This window comes from Mesorhizobium sp. J18, assembly GCF_007829525.1.
In the GTDB taxonomy this organism is placed as follows: Bacteria; Pseudomonadota; Alphaproteobacteria; order Rhizobiales; family Rhizobiaceae; genus VLJP01.
Genome location: NZ_VLJP01000001.1, coordinates 14,488 through 31,754, shown reverse-complemented (window position 1 = coordinate 31,754; position 17,267 = coordinate 14,488). Strand labels below are relative to the sequence as shown.

General features: G+C 63.5%; 13 protein-coding genes. All 13 read right to left on the bottom strand.

Annotation, left to right across the window (positions count from 1 at the left end; genetic code table 11):
- Nucleotides 1-179: 179 nt before the first annotated feature.
- On the bottom strand, nucleotides 180-1,847 hold the full coding sequence (gene ftsZ / locus L598_RS00130) for a cell division protein FtsZ (RefSeq protein ID WP_144858843.1): 1,668 nt from the start codon (nucleotides 1,845-1,847) through the stop codon (nucleotides 180-182).
- Nucleotides 1,848-1,916: 69 nt separating this feature from the next.
- Nucleotides 1,917-3,224: a cell division protein FtsA gene (gene ftsA, locus L598_RS00125; protein ID WP_144858841.1), complete on the bottom strand. Its 1,308-nt coding sequence runs from the start codon at nucleotides 3,222-3,224 to the stop codon at nucleotides 1,917-1,919.
- Complete coding sequence (locus L598_RS00120) at nucleotides 3,221-4,159, bottom strand: cell division protein FtsQ/DivIB (protein ID WP_246658560.1); 939 nt, start codon at nucleotides 4,157-4,159, stop codon at nucleotides 3,221-3,223. Before L598_RS00120 ends, ftsA begins: the two co-directional genes overlap by 4 nt.
- Nucleotides 4,147-5,073, bottom strand: coding sequence for a D-alanine--D-alanine ligase (locus L598_RS00115; protein ID WP_144858839.1), 927 nt, complete (start codon nucleotides 5,071-5,073; stop codon nucleotides 4,147-4,149). The genes L598_RS00120 and L598_RS00115 overlap by 13 nt, the downstream gene beginning before the upstream one ends.
- 225 nt (nucleotides 5,074-5,298) lie before the next feature.
- Nucleotides 5,299-6,264: a UDP-N-acetylmuramate dehydrogenase gene (gene murB / locus L598_RS00110; RefSeq protein ID WP_144858837.1), complete on the bottom strand. Its 966-nt coding sequence runs from the start codon at nucleotides 6,262-6,264 to the stop codon at nucleotides 5,299-5,301.
- Nucleotides 6,261-7,667, bottom strand: a complete 1,407-nt coding sequence (murC, locus tag L598_RS00105; RefSeq protein WP_144858835.1) for a UDP-N-acetylmuramate--L-alanine ligase — start codon at nucleotides 7,665-7,667, stop codon at nucleotides 6,261-6,263. Before murC ends, murB begins: the two co-directional genes overlap by 4 nt.
- A complete protein-coding gene (murG, locus tag L598_RS00100; RefSeq protein ID WP_144858833.1) occupies nucleotides 7,664-8,788 on the bottom strand; it encodes an undecaprenyldiphospho-muramoylpentapeptide beta-N-acetylglucosaminyltransferase in 1,125 nt (374 codons plus the stop codon). The genes murC and murG overlap by 4 nt, the downstream gene beginning before the upstream one ends.
- Nucleotide 8,789: 1 nt before the next feature.
- Nucleotides 8,790-9,944 (bottom strand): putative lipid II flippase FtsW, encoded by a 1,155-nt coding sequence (gene ftsW, locus L598_RS00095; RefSeq protein ID WP_144858831.1) that lies wholly within the window; start codon nucleotides 9,942-9,944, stop codon nucleotides 8,790-8,792.
- Nucleotides 9,941-11,344 (bottom strand): UDP-N-acetylmuramoyl-L-alanine--D-glutamate ligase, encoded by a 1,404-nt coding sequence (gene murD, locus L598_RS00090; protein ID WP_144858829.1) that lies wholly within the window; start codon nucleotides 11,342-11,344, stop codon nucleotides 9,941-9,943. The genes ftsW and murD overlap by 4 nt, the downstream gene beginning before the upstream one ends.
- A gap of 4 nt (nucleotides 11,345-11,348) precedes the next feature.
- Complete coding sequence (gene mraY, locus L598_RS00085) at nucleotides 11,349-12,431, bottom strand: phospho-N-acetylmuramoyl-pentapeptide-transferase (RefSeq protein ID WP_144858827.1); 1,083 nt, start codon at nucleotides 12,429-12,431, stop codon at nucleotides 11,349-11,351.
- A 26-nt stretch (nucleotides 12,432-12,457) separates the two neighbouring features.
- A complete protein-coding gene (locus L598_RS00080) occupies nucleotides 12,458-13,891 on the bottom strand; it encodes a UDP-N-acetylmuramoylalanyl-D-glutamyl-2,6-diaminopimelate--D-alanyl-D-alanine ligase (RefSeq protein ID WP_144858825.1) in 1,434 nt (477 codons plus the stop codon).
- Nucleotides 13,888-15,342 carry a UDP-N-acetylmuramoyl-L-alanyl-D-glutamate--2,6-diaminopimelate ligase gene (locus tag L598_RS00075; RefSeq protein ID WP_144858823.1) on the bottom strand — a complete coding sequence of 485 codons (1,455 nt, stop codon included), beginning with the start codon at nucleotides 15,340-15,342 and terminating at the stop codon, nucleotides 13,888-13,890. The genes L598_RS00080 and L598_RS00075 overlap by 4 nt, the downstream gene beginning before the upstream one ends.
- Before the next feature lie 59 nt (nucleotides 15,343-15,401).
- Nucleotides 15,402-17,120: a penicillin-binding protein 2 gene (locus L598_RS00070; RefSeq protein WP_144858821.1), complete on the bottom strand. Its 1,719-nt coding sequence runs from the start codon at nucleotides 17,118-17,120 to the stop codon at nucleotides 15,402-15,404.
- Nucleotides 17,121-17,267: the final 147 nt, after the last annotated feature.

Sequence of the window (17,267 nt, the reverse complement as noted above, 5' to 3'; positions counted from 1 at the left end):
CATTTGCGGGTGAAGATAGTAGCGCGGCTACAAGAGTCCAAATCACGGTTTTTTTCCCTATGTTACGCCTTACAGCACAGCCGGCAAAGGGTTAACTACTTGATTTTCAAGGATTACTTAGGGCGAAAAGCGGGCGCTTTTGCGCCCGCTTGTTATATTTTGTTAACTTCCGTTACCAGTCAGTTCGCCTGCCTGCGAAGGAAGGCAGGGATTTCAAGCTGGTCTTCTTCCTGGATGCCACGAGTCTGCGGCGCCAGCCGGCCATGCTCGTCGATTTGTCCGCGCCGCGGCGCGTAGAGCTGAGGATCCTGGGTCGGCAACCGGCGGACCTCCGGGGCCTGACGGAGCTTCGGCTCGCGAGGCTGGGCGGCAGGCTGGGGAGCGAGTTCCTCCTCCCGACGCGAAAGACCATGGGTAAGCCGCTTGAGGAGCCCCATCGGACCGCGATCCTCAGGCTCGACATGACGCGTGCTGGCTTCCATCTCCGCCTTCACCACCGGCGGGAAGTCCTCGACGCGCGGCATGCGCGGCTGGACGGCGGCAGGCTGCTGGACAGGGGCCGGCTCGACGATCCTTGGCGCGGCAGGTGCCTGGACGACCGGCTCCGGCGGAGGCGGAGCCTTGAAAAGCCTGCTCTGCGGCTGGAAATCCGACTGCGGCTCGCGGACGACGGGAGCGGCCTGCAGTTCCGCGTTGCGCTCGGCGCTGCGAATCGCTTCGGCGACGGGATCGTTCTCGCGCTCGAAAGCTTCCTGCTGGGGCTGAACCGGGGCCTGGGCAGCCGGCGGCTGGCGAACCTCGCCGGCCATGGCCGGGCGCTGCTGCGGCGCGGGCTTCGGCTGCTGCCTGATGGTGATAGGCGCGGCGGCAATTTCCGCCGCCGACTTGTCGATGCCGGTTGCGACCACGGAGACGCGGATAACGCCTTCCAGTTCCTCGTCGAAGGTAGCTCCGAGGATGATGTTGGCATCCTGATCGACTTCCTCGCGGATGCGGGTCGCAGCCTCGTCCACCTCGAACAGCGTCAGGTCGCGGCCGCCGGTGATTGAAATCAGCAGACCCTTGGCGCCCTTCATCGACGTCTCGTCGAGCAGCGGATTGGAGATGGCGGCTTCCGCGGCCGCCATGGCCCTGCCCTCGCCGGAGGCTTCGCCGGTGCCCATCATGGCCTTGCCCATCTCGCGCATCACCGAGCGGACGTCGGCGAAGTCCAGATTGATCAGGCCTTCCTTGACCATCAGATCGGTGATGCAGGCCACGCCCGAATAAAGCACCTGGTCGGCCATCGCGAAGGCGTCTGCGAAAGTCGTCTTGTCATTCGCGATGCGGAAAAGATTCTGGTTCGGGATGACAATCAGCGTATCGACGCATTTCTGCAGTTCCTCGATGCCGAGATCGGCCGTCTTCATGCGGCGCTGGCCCTCAAAATGGAACGGCTTGGTGACCACGCCAACGGTCAGGATGCCCTTTTCACGCGCCGCGCGGGCTACGACCGGAGCTGCACCCGTGCCCGTGCCGCCGCCCATGCCGGCGGTAACGAAGCACATATGCGTATTGGAAAGGTGGTCCACGATCTCGTCGATGCATTCTTCCGCAGCGGCCCGTCCCACTTCCGGCTGCGAGCCTGCGCCGAGGCCTTCGGTCACATTGGCGCCGAGCTGGATCAGCCGATCGGATTTCGACTGGGTGAGCGCCTGCGCATCCGTATTGGCGACGACGAATTCGACGCCCCGGAGACCTGCCGTGATCATGTTGTTGACGGCGTTGCCGCCGCCGCCGCCGACACCGAAAACGGTGATTCTCGGCTTAAGCTCCGTGATATCGGGCTTCTGCAGATTGATAGTCATTTACCTCGTCCTTTTCGCCTGTCTGCCGCCTCGCCGCTGCGGCCGCCAATCCCGAAAGGGTAACCCCTCTCAAAAACTCTCTCTGAACCACTGACTCATGCGCTGAAGCCGTCCGCCCGTGCCTGTCGCCAGCAGGCGGAAACCGCTTCTCATGGCGCGACTCTCGAACTCCGCGACCTGCGGATAGATCATAAGCCCCACCGGTACGGCAAATGCCGCCCCTTTCGCCGCCTCGGGCAGCCCGGCTATGCCAAGCGGCCTCCCAAGGCGTACATTGCGCCCGAGAATCCGACGCGCGGCCTCGGGCAATCCTGTCAACTGGCTGGCGCCGCCGGTAAGCACCACGCGCCTGCCGACTATGTTTCCGTAGCCGGAGCGGTTCAGCCGGTCGCGCACGATCTCGAGCGTCTCTTCGATCCGCGCCCTCACGATCCGCGTCATCACGGAGCGCGGCACCTGCAGCGGCTGGTCTCCCTCCTCGCTGCCCATGGGGAGGATCGAAACGATATCGCGGTCATCCGCACTGTCCGGCAGGGCCGAGCCGTGCATGACCTTCAGCCGCTCGGCATCTTCCATTCTCGTCGAAAGACCCCGGGCAAGATCCATCGTCACATGCGAGCCGCCGATCGGAATGGCATCGGCATGCACGAACTTGCCGTTCACGAAGACGGAAATGGTCGTCGTTCCGCCGCCCATGTCGATACAGGCCGCGCCCATTTCGATTTCATCATCGACCAGCGCGGCAAGCCCGCTGGCGTAAGGCGTGGCGACGAGCTGCTCGACCGAGAGATGCGAGCGGTTCACGCAGAGCTCCAGATTGCGCATCGGAGCCGAATCCGCGGTCAGGACATGCATGTCGACGCCGAGCGTATCGCCGACCATTCCACGCGGATCGCGAATGCCGCGCTCGGTATCGAGAGAGAAGCCGGTCGCCAGGGAATGCACCACCTCCCGCTCGGCGGCGAGCGCCTGCCGCGCGCCGGCAGCCAGAACGCGGTTGATGTCGCCTTGAGTCGTCTCATGGCCGCCGAGATTTATGGTGGCAGAAGCGCTTTCGCTCTTCAGCCGGCCGGCCGACAGATTGACGATCAGCGAGTCGACCGTAAGCCCCGCCATGCGCTCGGCCGCGTCCACGGCAAGGCGCATCGCCTGCTCCGCGCGATCGAGATCGACGATGACGCCGGACTTCACCCCTTGCGACTTCTGATGACCGATCCCGATCACCTTGATGCGATGCGTACGATGCCGCAGCGCGCGGTTCTCCTCGAACGGCAGGAGGCGCGCGATGATGCAGCAAATCTTGCTCGAACCGACATCCAGCACCGTGACGATCCCGGAGCGCGTCGAGGAATTCCTGTTGCCGCCAAGCCAGCTCATATGTTCGCCCCCCGCCGGCCGTTGCGGGAAAGCTGTTCCTTCAACGCCGCCTCGCGACGCTCTGCTGCCTCGGGCGTCAGCCGGACGACCAGCCGGTCGGCAAAGCGCATGTCGACGGTCGCAATGTCTCGCGACAGCAATCCGCTTTCATTGTCCAGGGCAACGAGTGCGGCGATAGCCGCATCCTCGCCGGTCTCCGGCAGCTTGATCGTGATGCCGTTGCGCAGAACAAGGTTCCAGCGCCGCTCGGCCACCCGCACATACGCCCTTACGCGCGCGGCGAACTCGGGCGTCCTTTTCAGCCGGTCGATGAATTCGGGACCGGCTTCCGTCGAGCCCATGCCGATCAGCAGCGGGAGCGAGGCATAGCGGCCGCCCACAAAGGGGGCGATGACATTGCCCGACCGCTCCACAAGCGTCAGCTCGCTGCCATGCTGCCAGATCGCGAAAGGCTCACGCTCGACAATGTCCACGTCGAGAGTCGCAGGATAGATCTTGCGGACTGAAACGCTCTCCACCCAGGGAAGTGCAGCAATGCGCTCGCGGGCATCCGACGCATCGAGGCCGACAAGCGAGGTCCAGCCGTCAAGGCCGACCTCCTGGAGGATATCGATATCGGAAACGTTCTGGTTTCCCTTGATGCGCACATCCGCAACGGCAAATCCACTGCGCGCGGTAACGGCCTGCACCACCGTGTCGGTATGCCCGCCGGCAATTGCGCCATAGATGCCGGCGGCGGCGAACAATGCGGCGCTCGCCATGGTCGCGGCAAATGGCGGCGGATCATAGTCGCCGAGACGGAGGCGCTCCATCATGCGCGCAAGTCGGCGAAACCAGCGGGGAAAGACGAAGCCACCGCCAAAGACGACGCATCGCCAGCCGGCTCCATAGGAGGCCTCGGCCGAATGCCTGTGCCTTGACCTCAACGCAAACACGAAGCGTCCTCCACCATCCAACTCAACAAGTCACCAAACGAATAGCCCGCCACCGCGGCGATCTCGGGCACCAATGACGTCGGAGTCATGCCGGGCTGGGTGTTGACCTCCAGCCAGACAAGCTCGCCATCCTCGGAATGACGGTCATCGTAACGGAAGTCCGACCGGGTCACGCCTCGGCAGCCGATCGCTTGGTGCGCCTTAAGCGCCAGTGTCTGTATTTTTTGGTAAATATTCGGTGAAACTTTTGCCGGGCATTCGTGTTTTGATCCACCCGGCACGTATTTCGAATCATAATCATAGAAGGAATGTCCGACGGGGATGATCTCGCAGACATCGAGCGCCACGTCGCCCATGACTGCGCAGGTCAGTTCCCGACCCGGAATGTAGCGCTCCACCATGACGGTATCGCCATATTTCCAGTCGGACGAGGCTATCACCTGCGGCGGATGCGACTGATCCTCCTTGACGATGACGACACCGAAGCTCGATCCTTCCGTCACCGGCTTGACCACGTAAGGCGGCACCATCGGATGCGAATTGCCGATGTCGAAGCGATTCAGGATTTGCGACCGGGCAACCGGAATGCCAGCGGCCGCCGCCACCCTCTTGGCGAGATCCTTGTTCATGGCAAGCGCCGAGGCCAGCACTCCCGAATGCGTATAAGGAATCTGCAGATATTCGAGGACGCCCTGGATCGTGCCGTCCTCGCCGAACGGGCCGTGCAGCGCATTGAAGACGACATCGGGCTTCAGCTCGGACAGGACGCCGCCGACCTCGCGCGTCACGTCGATTCGGGTAACCCTGTAGCCCTCGGCTTCAAGCGCGTCGGCACAGGCATTGCCGGAAGACAGACTCACGGGCCGCTCGGAGGAAAAACCTCCCATCAATACAGCCACATGCTTCCTCGTCATCTACCGGTCATCCCCTATCCGGTCGGTTAGGCGGTTTCACTGGATTGAGTCCGAGCCTTGCAGGGACAAGCCCCGCCGCAGGACGCGCCGACTCAAATCAGGAAACCCTCTGCCCCAAAGAATCAGAGAGTTGATTCCGTGGCAAGGGCTTGAGATTCCTCGGATTCAATTTTTTCGAAGAAAGTGGCTCTCTGACGGATTCCGGGCCGCACGTCGGCCGGTAATTCACAGCATCCGACCGAGGAATTCGTCCACTTCGCGGCCCGGCATGAACGTACCGATTCGCTTGATCTCCCATTGCAGCCTGATTCCTGAATGTTCCAGAACACGGGCGCGAACGGTCTCGCCGAGATATTCGAGATCATATCCGGTGGCGGTGCCCGTATTGATCATGAAGTTGCAATGCATGGGCGACATCTGCGCGCCGCCGATCATCAGTCCGCGGCAGCCGGCCTTGTCGATCTCCTTCCAGGCCGAAGTACCTTCGGGGTTCTTGAAGGTCGAACCGCCGGTCTTCTCGCGGATCGGCTGCACCGTCTCGCGGTGATGCTGGACCGCGTCCATGTCCGCCCGGATCTTTTCGCGGTCGTCCGGGTAGCCTTCCAGCACCGCCGAGGTGAAGATCAGTTCCTTGCCGGCCGAGGAATGGCGATAAGCATAGCCCATATCCGCATTGGACAATATGTGCAGTTCGCCTTTGCGGTCGAGCGCGCGCACCTCCACGACGCGTTCCCGCGTCTCGACCCCGTTGGCGCCGGCATTCATGCGCAGCGCGCCGCCGATGCCGCCGGGAATGCCGTGATAGAAATGAAAGCCGCCGACGCCGGCTTCGAGTGCGGCGGCGGCCACGCGTTTGTCGGGAACTGCCGCTCCGGCAACAAGACGCACTTCCGAAACCGCTGAGACCTCGCCGAAACCCCTAGCCGAAAGACGAACCACGAATCCTTGAAGACCGCCATCCCGGACCAGAAGGTTGGAGCCAATGCCGACGATCGTAACCGGGATATCCTCGGGAACGGCTTTCAGAAAGGCGGCAAGATCCTCCTCGTCGGCTGGCTGGAAGAGAACCTCGGCCGGCCCGCCGGCGCGGAACCATGTGATCTTGTCCATGCCCGCGTTCGGCGTGAGCTTCCCGCGCAGGCCGGCAAGCCTGCCGCCCAGTCTGTCGATGAGCGCCTGCCCGTCCCTCATGCGGGCGTGCCGCCGAGCTCGCGCGGCAGGGCATAGGCCCATTGGGTGATGTTGCCGGCGCCAAGGAAGATCACATAGTCCTCCGGCTTGGCGATCTGCCGCACGAGGGGCGCAATCGCCTCCGGCCCGCTGATGGCGCGCGCGTCGCGATGGCCTGCCGCGCGGATGCGCGAAACCAGCGTCTCGGAGGAAACGCCGTCAATCGGGTCCTCGCCCGCAGCATAGACGGGGACCACGAGCACGGTATCGGCCTCGTTGAAGCAGGAGGCGAAATCGTCGAACAGGTCATGCAGACGAGTGTAGCGATGCGGCTGGGCGATCGCGACGATGCGCCCTTTCGAGGCTTCGCGCGCCGCCCGCAGCACCGCCTTTATCTCGACCGGGTGATGCCCGTAGTCGTCGAAGATGCGCACACCGTTCCACTCGCCGGTCGGCGTGAAGCGGCGCTTGACGCCTCCGAAGGAAGACAGACCTTTTCGGATGGCATCCGCAGAAATGCCGAGTTCATGCGCCACGGCCACGGCCGCGGTGGCATTGGAAACATTGTGACGGCCTGGCATAGGAAGGCGCAGTCCCTCTATATTCTCCACCTTGCCCGTCTTGCGGTCGCGTATGGTGATATCGAAGAGCGAGGCCGGGCCATCCATGCGATGATTGCCGAAGCGCACGTCGGCCTGCAGGTTCTCGCCATAGGTGACGACGCGGCGGTCCTCTATCCGGGAGATCAGGGCCTGCACCTCCGGGTGGTCGATGCACATGACGCCGAAACCGTAGAAGGGCACGTTCTCCACGAATTGCCGGAACGCCTCGCGCACCTTGTCGAAGGAGCCGTAGTGGTCGAGATGCTCCGGGTCGATATTGGTCACGACGGCGATCTCGGCCGGCAGCTTGAGGAAAGTGCCGTCGCTCTCATCCGCCTCGACCACCATCCAATCGCCCTTGCCCATGCGCGCATTGGTGCCATAGGCATTGATGATGCCGCCATTGATCACGGTCGGGTCGAGACCGCCCGCTTCCAGAAGTGCGGCGACCATCGAGGTCGTTGTCGTCTTGCCATGCGTGCCGCCGATCGCCACCGCCTGACGGAAGCGCATCAGTTCGGCGAGCATCTCGGCACGGCGCACGATCGGCAGCAGCTTCTCGCGGGCTGCGGCCAGTTCGGGATTTGTCTTCTTGATCGCCGTCGAGACGACGACGACCTCGGCCTCGCCGAGATTCTCGGCCGCATGGCCGATAAAGACCTCGATGCCCTTCTCGCGCAGCCGCGCGACATTGGCGTTTTCCGCCTGGTCGGAACCTTGCACCCGATAGCCGAGCGTGTGCAGCGCCTCGGCAATACCGCTCATGCCGATACCCCCGATGCCGATGAAATGCACGACCCCGATGGTCTGCGGCATCTTCATGAGCCTGATCCTTCCTTGAATTGTCCGACCGAAACGCCCGAGGCAATAGCCTCTGTCAGGTCGGCAAGCAACCGCGTGGCGTCCGTACGGCCGACGCTTTTTGCTGCCTCTGCCATCGCGGCAAGTCGCGCTCCATCGCCCAGGAGCCCAGCCAATTCCCCGCCCAACGTCGCGATATCGATCTCGTTTTGCCGGCGCAGCAAGGCGCCGCCCGCTTCTGTGAGGATGCCGGCATTGTGCCCCTGATCGTCGTCCAGCGCATGCGGCAGCGGCACCAGCACGGACGGGCGGCCGATCACCGAAAGCTCGAGCACACTCGAGGCGCCGGCCCGGCAGATGACCAGATGGGCGGTCGCCATGCGTGCCGGCAGATCGGCAAAGAAGGGAGCGACCTCGGCCTTGACGCCGAGTTCGTCATAGCGCCCCCTCACGCGGGCCTCGTCCTCGGGGCGTGCCTGATGGGTGACGGCAAGCCGCGACCGCAAGGCCTCTGGCATTTGAGCAATCACCTCGGGCATTGTGTCGGAGAAGAACCGCGCCCCCTGACTTCCGCCGAAAATCAGGAGCCGGACGGCTCCATCTCCTGCCGGTGGCTCATAGGGTGTTTCCGCCACGTCGAGTACCGTCTGGCGCACCGGATTGCCGACCGTGACGATCTTGCCGGCTTGGGTGCCTGCGGGCCTCAGGAAACCGCCGGCAATGGCCTGCACCCGAGGCGCAAGTGCCTTGTTGGCGCGGCCCATCACCGCATTCTGCTCATGGATGATCGTGGGAACGCCGCGCCGTGTCGCGGCATAGACCGGCGGCAGCGTCGGATAACCTCCGAACCCGACCACGACCGCCGGCCTGATCCTGCCCATCAATGCCGAGGCCTGCCGGAAGCCGCGCCAGATCGTCAGGGCGCTCTTGAGGAAAGCGACGGGATTGCGCGAGCCGAAAGTGGCGGAATCGATCGCATGCACCGCCTCGGCCGGAAAATGTTCCGCAAAGCGCGCCGCCCGATGATCCGTTGCCAGATGGATCTGCCATCCGCGCCCGACGAGTTCATGCGCCAAAGCCTCGGCTGGAAAGAGATGACCTCCGGTCCCTCCGGCGGCCAGCAGGGCGACTTTCCCGGCCATGTTATCTCGCGGGCGCGGCGTGGACGCCCGTTCCGGGCACGAAGGGCGMCTGCCGCTTCTGCGGCTTCCTGCGCGTAAGCGCCAGCACCATGCCCATGGAAATGGCCATGGCGATCAGCGACGAGCCGCCATAGGAGATGAAAGGCAGGGTCATGCCCTTGGCCGGCATCATCTGCACGTTCACCGCCATGTTGATCAGCGATTGCAGGCCGAACAGGATGACCAGGCCGCTGACCGCGTAACGGGTGAAGTCATCGCTTTCGCGATGCGCGATGATGAGTCCGCGCAGGACGACGAAGCCGAACAGGGACAGGACGAACATGCAGAAGATGAGGCCGAATTCCTCGCCCGCCACCGCGAACACGAAGTCCGTATGGCTGTCGGGCAGGATACGCTTGACGGTGCCCTCGCCCGGCCCCTGCCCGAACCATCCACCGCGCGTCAGCGCCTCGAGACCCACATCCACCTGATAGGTATCGCCCTCGCCGGTCAGGAAGCGGTCAATGCGCTCGGCCACATGCGGGAAGGCCTTGTATGCCGCAAAGAGCCCGCCGAGACCGGCTCCGCCGAGCAGGACCACCCACAGCCACGGCATGCCGGCGATGAAGAACATCGCACCCCAGGTGGCAAGCACTAGCATGGTCTGGCCGAGGTCCGGCTGGGCGACGAGCAGCGCCACGACGAGGCCGAGCAGGATCATCGCGAACAGGTTTCCGGGCACTTCCGGATGCCGCGAATGTTCGGAGAAAAGCCAGGCGCAGATGATGACGAATGCCGGTTTCAGATATTCGGAAGGCTGGATGGAAATGCCGGCAATATAGATCCAGCGCCGCGAGCCTTTCACCTCAAGCCCTATATAGAGGGTGGCCACCATCAGCACGAGCGAGATGCCGAGCATCAGGAGCCCCAGCCGGCGCACTTGGCGCACATCGAAGAACGAGACGACGATCAGCACGACGAGAGCCGGCAACATATAGATGATCTGGCGCGTGACGAAGTGGAAGCTTTCCAGGCCGATGCGCTCCGCCACGGCCGGGCTTGCCGCGAAGGAAAGCACGATGCCGAGCCCCATCAGCGACAGGAATGCCGCCAGGAACCATCGGTCGACGGTCCACCACCAGTTCGCCACCCGGCTGCGGTCGGTACGGCTGATCATTGTCCCTTCCCTCCGATAATCTCCATGTCCCCAAGAGCGTGGACGGCGTCGCGAAAAGCTGCCCCTCGCAGCTCGAAATTCCTGAACTGGTCGAAACTGGCGCAGGCGGGCGAAAGCAGCACCACCGCCTCGTCTGCCGGATCGGCGGCGGCATCCCGCGCGGCATGCTCCACGGCAACCTGGATCGTGCCTGATATCTCGTAAGGTGCTGCCTCGCCGATAGTGGCCGCGAAGACAGGTGCTGCCTCACCCACCAGATAGGCCTTGGCGATGCGTGGGAAAAATTTCTTCAGCGTCTCGATGCCGCCCTGCTTCGGCAGGCCTCCGGCGATCCAATAGATACGCTCGAAGCTCGAAAGGGCCGGTGCGGCCGCTTCCGCATTGGTCGCCTTGGAATCATTGACGAAGAGAACGTGCCCCCGGCGGCCCACTTGCTCCATCCGATGCGCAAGGCCCGGAAAACTTGCAAGGCCCGTCTGGATTTCCTCCGGCGTGAGTCCGCATTCCAGGCAGGCGGCGAGAGCGGCCAGCACGTTCTGTGCATTATGGCGACCGCGCAGGGAACCGATGCCTTCAAGGCTGGCAATCTGTCCGGCAGTGCCACCGGATGCCTGCATCAGTGCCATCCCCTCGGCATAGAAGCCGTTCTCCAGCGGGGTCGCGGTCGAAATACGCGCGACCTTCCGGCCTGCCTTTTCAAGGCGATCGGCAATGCGCCGGCAATAGTCGTCATCGACACCGATTATCGCCGTGTCGCTGCCGGCCACGAGGCGTTCCTTGATGGCGGCGTAATTGTCCATCGTGCCGTGGCGGTCCAGATGATCCGGCGTCAGGTTGAGCAGGATGCCGACCGTAGGATTGAGCGAAGGTGCAAGGTCGATCTGGTAGGAGGAGCACTCGACCACGTAATGACACGCGGCCGTGACGGGGTCGAGCGTCATGACCGCGCGGCCGATATTGCCTCCCATCTGCGCGTCGCGGCCTGCCGAGGCGAGCACATGCGCCGTCAGCGCCGTCGTGGTTGATTTGCCGTTGGTGCCGGTGATGGCGATGAAAGGCGCCTCGGGTGCGGTCGCCTTGCGCTCTCGCGAAAACAGTTCGACATCGCCGATGATCTCCACGCCTGCCGCATGGGCGAGATCGACCGTCCAATGCGGCTTCGGATGGGTCAGCGGCACGCCCGGTGAAAGTATGAAGGAGGCAAAACGCGACCAGTCGACTTGGTGGAGATCTCGCACCTCGATCCCTTCCCCGCGCGCCTTTTCGACGCTGTCGGGGTTGTCGTCCCATGCAGTCACTGAAGCTCCGCCCGCGATCAGCGCCTGCGCCGTCGCCGTCCCCGAGCCACCGAGGCCGAACAGCGCCACCGACTTGCCGTTGAGGCTGCGAGCCGGAATCATGCCTTCACCGCAGCTTAAGTGTGGACAGGCCGATCAGGGCCAGGATCACCGCGATGATCCAGAAACGGATCACCACCTGGCTTTCCGTCCAGCCGAGCTTTTCGAAATGGTGGTGAATCGGCGCCATCAGGAAAACCCGCTTGCCCGTCATCTTGAAGAAGGCCACCTGAATGATGACGGAAAGGATTTCGACCACGAACAGCCCGCCGATTATGGCGAGCACGATCTCGTGCTTCGTCGCCACCGCCACAGCACCGATCAGGCCGCCCAGCGCCAGCGATCCCGTATCGCCCATGAAGATCGCCGCCGGCGGCGCGTTGAACCACAGGAAGCCAAGCCCGGCTCCGATCACAGCGCCGAGGATGACGGCAAGCTCGCCCGTGCCGGGCACGAAATGAATCTGCAGGTATTCCGCGAAGATTGCATTGCCCGACAGATAGGCAATGACACCGAAGGAGGCCGCCGCCACCATCACCGGCACTGTCGCAAGGCCGTCGAGCCCGTCCGTCAGGTTCACGGCATTGCCCGCGCCGACCATGACGAAGGCGGCGAAGGGAATGAAGAAGATGCCGAGATTGACGAGCAGGTCCTTGAAGAAGGGGAAGGCGAGCGAGGAAGAGAACGGCGCCTGACCGGCCCGCATGATCAGCCACGCCGCAAAGCCTGCGATGAGGAATTCGACCGCAAGCCTGAATTTGCCCGAGACACCGAGATGCGACTGCTTGGTGACCTTGAGATAGTCGTCGTAGAAGCCGATCGCGCCGAAGCCGACCGTCACCATCAGCACGACCCAGACATAGACGCTGGAAAGGTTCGCCCACAGCAGCGAGGAGCCGATGATCCCCGACAGGATCATCAGGCCGCCCATGGTCGGCGTGCCCGCCTTCTTGAAATGCGTCTGCGGCCCGTCGGCGCGGATCGGCTGGCCGCGTCCTTGCCGCACGCGCAGCGAATCGATGATCGCCGGGCCGAAAAGGAAGACGATCAGAGCCGAGGTGATGAGCGCTCCACCAGTGCGGAAGGTGATGTAGCGAAAGACGTTGAAGACCGAGATTTCGTCGGCGAATTCAACGAGGAAAAGGAACATGACGGAATTTCCCCCAGCGGCCGCGTTCAGGCGTTCACCGGTCTGGCGACCGCAGCCGGATAGTGTTTCACAAGGGCGTCGACCAGCTTGGAGAAGCCGACGCTTTTCGAGGATTTGATCATTACGGCGTCGCCCGGTTTCAGCGTTTCGATCAGGAGCGGCTGAAGCTCCTCGACGCGCGAGCGATATTCGACACGGAAATCCACCGGCAGCTTGTCGGCCAGGGCCTTCATTTCCTGGCCGGCCAGAAACACAAGGTCGGTGCTGGTTTCCGAGATGATGTCGGCAAGGGCGGCATGCAGCTTCTGTGAATGGGCGCCCAGTTCCAGCATGTCACCGAGAACGGCAATCCGCCTGCCCTTGCCGTCCACCGGCGTGGCATCGAGAAGCTGGATCGCCGCCTTCATGGAAGCCGGATTGGCGTTGTAGCTTTCGTCGATCAGCGTGATGGAGCCTTCGGGATGCTTCAGGAAATGACGCCGACCGCGCCCCCTTTCCGGAACGATGTCGGCAAGAGCCAGCAGGACCTTGGCGAGATCCGCTCCCGCCAGATAGGCCGCGCCGATGGCGGCAAGCGCGTTCTGCACCATGTGACGGCCCGGCGCCCCGATCTTGGCGATCAGTTCCTGCCCGTCGACCTTGGCCGTGATTGTCGAATTGTCCGCATTGAGGCAGCATTTGACGAGCTTGAACTGCGCCCGCGCATGCTCTCCGAAGCTCCAGATATTCTTGACACCCGCCTCGGAAGCCAGCTTGGAAAGTGTCTTCCAGCGATGGTCGTCGCGGTTGATCAGCGCATGTCCGTCGGGCTCCACGCCCTCGAATATCTCGCCCTTGGCGCGCGCGATCTCCTCGAGGCTGGAAAAATGGCCGAGATGCGCGGCAGCCACCATGGTGACGACGGCAATATGCGGTCTGACGAGCTTCACCAGCGGCCGGATCTCCCCCGGATGGTTCATGCCGATCTCGAATACGGCATAGTCGCAATCAACCGGCATCCTGGCGAGCGTCAGCGGCACGCCCCAGTGATTGTTGAAGGACTGGTCGGCGGCATGCACCTTGCCCGAGGTTGCCAGGCAGTGGCGCAGCATCTCCTTGGTCGTCGTCTTGCCGGCCGACCCGGTGATTGCAATAACCGTCGCCTTTGAACGGGCGCGGGCGGCCTGCCCGACATGCTCCAGGGCTTTCAGCACATCCGGCACGACGAGCATCGGGACGGCAAGCCTGCCGAGCGCCGGCAGCTTGGCTTCCGAGACGACGAGCAGGCCCGCGCCGGCCACCATGGCGGCGGTCGCGAAATCATGGCCATCGAATTTCTCGCCCTTGATGGCGAAGAAGGCATCGCCCGGATTGAGCGTGCGCGTATCGATCGAAACGCCGCTCACGCCTTCTAGAGCGCGGCCGACGGGGCGGCCGCCCGTCGCGGCCACCAGTTCCTCCATGGTCCACAAGAGGCTCATGCCGCCTTCTCCGTCAGGGCCTTGCGCACTTCCTCGTGATCCGAGAACGGATATTTGCGGCCTGCGATCTCCTGACCGTGCTCATGGCCCTTCCCGGCCACCACCAGCGTGTCGCCCGCCTGCAGCATGTTGACCGCGGTGCGGATCGCCTCGCGCCGGTCGCCGATTTCCTGGGCGCCCTTTGCAGTCGCCATGATCGCGGCACGGATCGCCGCCGGGTCCTCCGAGCGCGGATTATCGTCGGTCACGATCGTCACATCCGCAAGCCGTGCGGCGATCTCGCCCATGATCGGACGCTTGCCGCGATCGCGATCGCCGCCGCAGCCGAAAACCACAATGACACGGCCGGTGGTGAACGGTCGAACGGCCTGAAGCACGTTCTCCAGAGCGTCGGGCTTGTGGGCATAATCGACATAGACCGGGGCGCCGTTGGCCGTCGTCCCGACGAGTTCAAGCCTCCCCGAAGCGCCCTGCAACCTCTCGAGAGCGGCCAGCGCCTTGTCGGCGGCGACCCCCGTCGAGATTGCCAGCCCCGCCGCAACGAGAGCGTTGGCGACTTGGAAATCACCCGCAAGCGGCAGGTCTATCTCATATATATGTCCGTTCAGCTCGATTTCGGCGCGCTGCCGGAACCGCTCATGCTCGACACGCTTGAGCCGGAGAAAGGCCCCCTTGCGCCCGACCGTCAACACATCGAGGCCCGCCTTGCGGGCTCTCTCCTCCGTCGCGGACGACCAGGCGTCATCGGCAAAGATCACAGCGGGCGCGCCGCGCGGAAGCAGCGCATCGAAGAGCCGCATCTTGGCAGCGTGATACTCCTCGACCGTGGGATGATAATCCATATGGTCGCGGCCGAGATTGGTGAAGCCGCCCGCGGCCAGCCTGACACCATCCAGCCGCCGCTGATCGAGGCCGTGGCTGGAAGCCTCCATCGAAGCATGGGTAACACCGGCCGCCGCCAGTTCCGCCAGCAGCTTGTGCAGCGCGATCGGATCGGGCGTTGTCAGCTCGCCATAATCGGAGCGTCCCGGTGCGACGACGCCGGTCGTCCCGATGCTGGCGGCGGCATGGCCCGCCTGCTCCCATATCTGCCGGGCGAAGGAGGCGACGGATGTCTTGCCGCTCGTGCCGGTGACGGCGACCATGGTTTCCGGCTGCCGGCCGTAGAACCGCGCGGCTGCAAGTGCGAGAGCGCGGCGGGGATCTTCGACCTCGACAACCGGCAGGCCCGGATCGTTCTTCAACGCGCCTTGCCTCGTTACGACAGCAGCCGCACCGCGTGCAGCCGCATCGGCAGCGAAGGCGGCGCCATCGGTTTTGCTGCCGGCGAGAGCAAAGAACAGATCGCCCACAGCCACATTCCGCGAATCGGATGAAAGGCCGGAAATCGTTATGTCGGCGGCCAGTTTTCCGCCGGAAGGCAATATCTCCGCAAATTCACTGAGCTTCATCGATTTCCAGTCGTCTCGAGGTCTCGATCGTTTCCATCGTGATGGGATCGGCAGAATCATTATCGGGAAACGAGCAGAGCCGCACTTTCATGGCCGAAATCAGGCTTGACGCCAAGCAGCGGCGCGGAGCGGCGGATGATGTTGCCGGCCATGGTGCCGGCATTCAGTCCTGCTGTCGCGCCCATGCCGGGCTTCTCCGGTTTCGGCTCGTCAATAATGACCAGCACGACATAATCGGGATCATTCGCCGGAAAGCTGGCGATGAAGGCGTTGAAGCGTTTGTCGCTGGAGTAGCGGCCATTGACCACCTTTTCAGCCGTTCCCGTCTTGCCGCCAACGAAATAGCCTTCCACGTCGGCGCGCCGGCCTGAACCACGCTCCGCGTTGAGCCGCAACAGATAGCGCATCAGGGCGCTGGTTTCCGGGGAGATCACCTGTTCAGCGATGGCGGCGGCCTCGCTCTCCGTGCGCGGCAGGAAGGTCGGGGGGATCAGCTTGCCTCCATTGACCATGGCCGCGGCGGCCATCGCCGTCTGAAGTGGGGTCGTCGCAACGCCGTGGCCAAATGAAATGGTGATGGAATTGAGCTTCTTCCACACGCGCGGCTCGGTGGGGTGCGCGACCTCGGGAAGCTCGGTCCGCATGCGGTCGAGAAGGCCGACGCGCTTGAGGAATTCGCGGTGGCCCTCGATGCCGACCACATCGGCCATCTTGGCCGTGCCGATATTTGAGGAATAGATGAAGATTTCCGGCACCGTCAGGACGCGATGCTTGCCATGGAAATCGTTGATGGTGAAGCCGGCGATCCGCAGCGCCCTGGTGGCGTCGAAGCTGTCATTGATACTGACGAGACCGGAATCGAGCGCCATGGCCGTGGTGAAGAGCTTGAAGGTCGATCCCATCTCGTAGACACCGGCCGACATGCGGTTGAGCCGGTCCTTCTCGAGGGCGTTATAGGGTTTGTTCGGGTCATAATCCGGCACCGAGGCCATGGCCACCACTTCGCCGGTCTTGGCATCCAGAACGACGGCGCCGGCGGCAATGGCGTGATATTTCTCCATTCCCTGCACGAGCTCGTCATGGACGACGTGCTGCACCCTGAGATCGACCGAGAGGCGCACCGGCTCCAGGTTGCCGGGAACGGCAAGGCCCGTCGCCTGCAGGTCGGCCAGACCCTGATCGTCGACATATTTCTCCATGCCGGCGATGCCCTTGTTGTCGATATTGACAAGGCCGAGAATATGGGAGGCGGTCGAACCGCCGGGATAGAAGCGGCGTTTTTCCGTGCGGAAGCCCAGTCCCGGCACGCCGAGCGCCATGATTTCGGCCTGCTGGCGCGGAGAAAGCTGCCTCCGCAGCCATACGAAGCCGGCATCGCTGTCGAGCTTGCGGTAGGTCTGATTGTAGTCGAGATCGGGCAGCACGGTCGCCAGCTTCTCGATCGCCTCGTCTATATCGACGATACGACGCGGCTCGGCAAAGAGCGACGCGGTCTTGATGTCGGTCGCCAGCACCTCGCCATTGCGGTCCACAAGGTCGGGACGCGATGCGGTTATATGAACTCCGGGCGCGCTGCTGGCCGGAGGCTCCTGCAAACCGAGATAGACCAGCCGGCCGCCGATGGCTGCATAGAGGCCGAAGAACACCGCGACCGACATCAGCACCCGATGACGCGTGCGTCCTCCGGTCGACTTGCGGGCGCCCTCCATCACGATGGAACGCGGCCTTGCCGCCCCTTCGGCGGCGGTTCCACGGGATTTCTTCCATAGTCGGATCATCGGACAACACCTCCCGTGACGACCGGGTCCTGGCCGCTGTCGGCCATGCCGCCGGCATCGGCAGGTCTCCGATCTCCACGATCTGCCGCGCCTCCACCGGTTCGAGTTCGAGCTGCGACTTGTAGATTTCCGTCAGCCTTTGCAGAC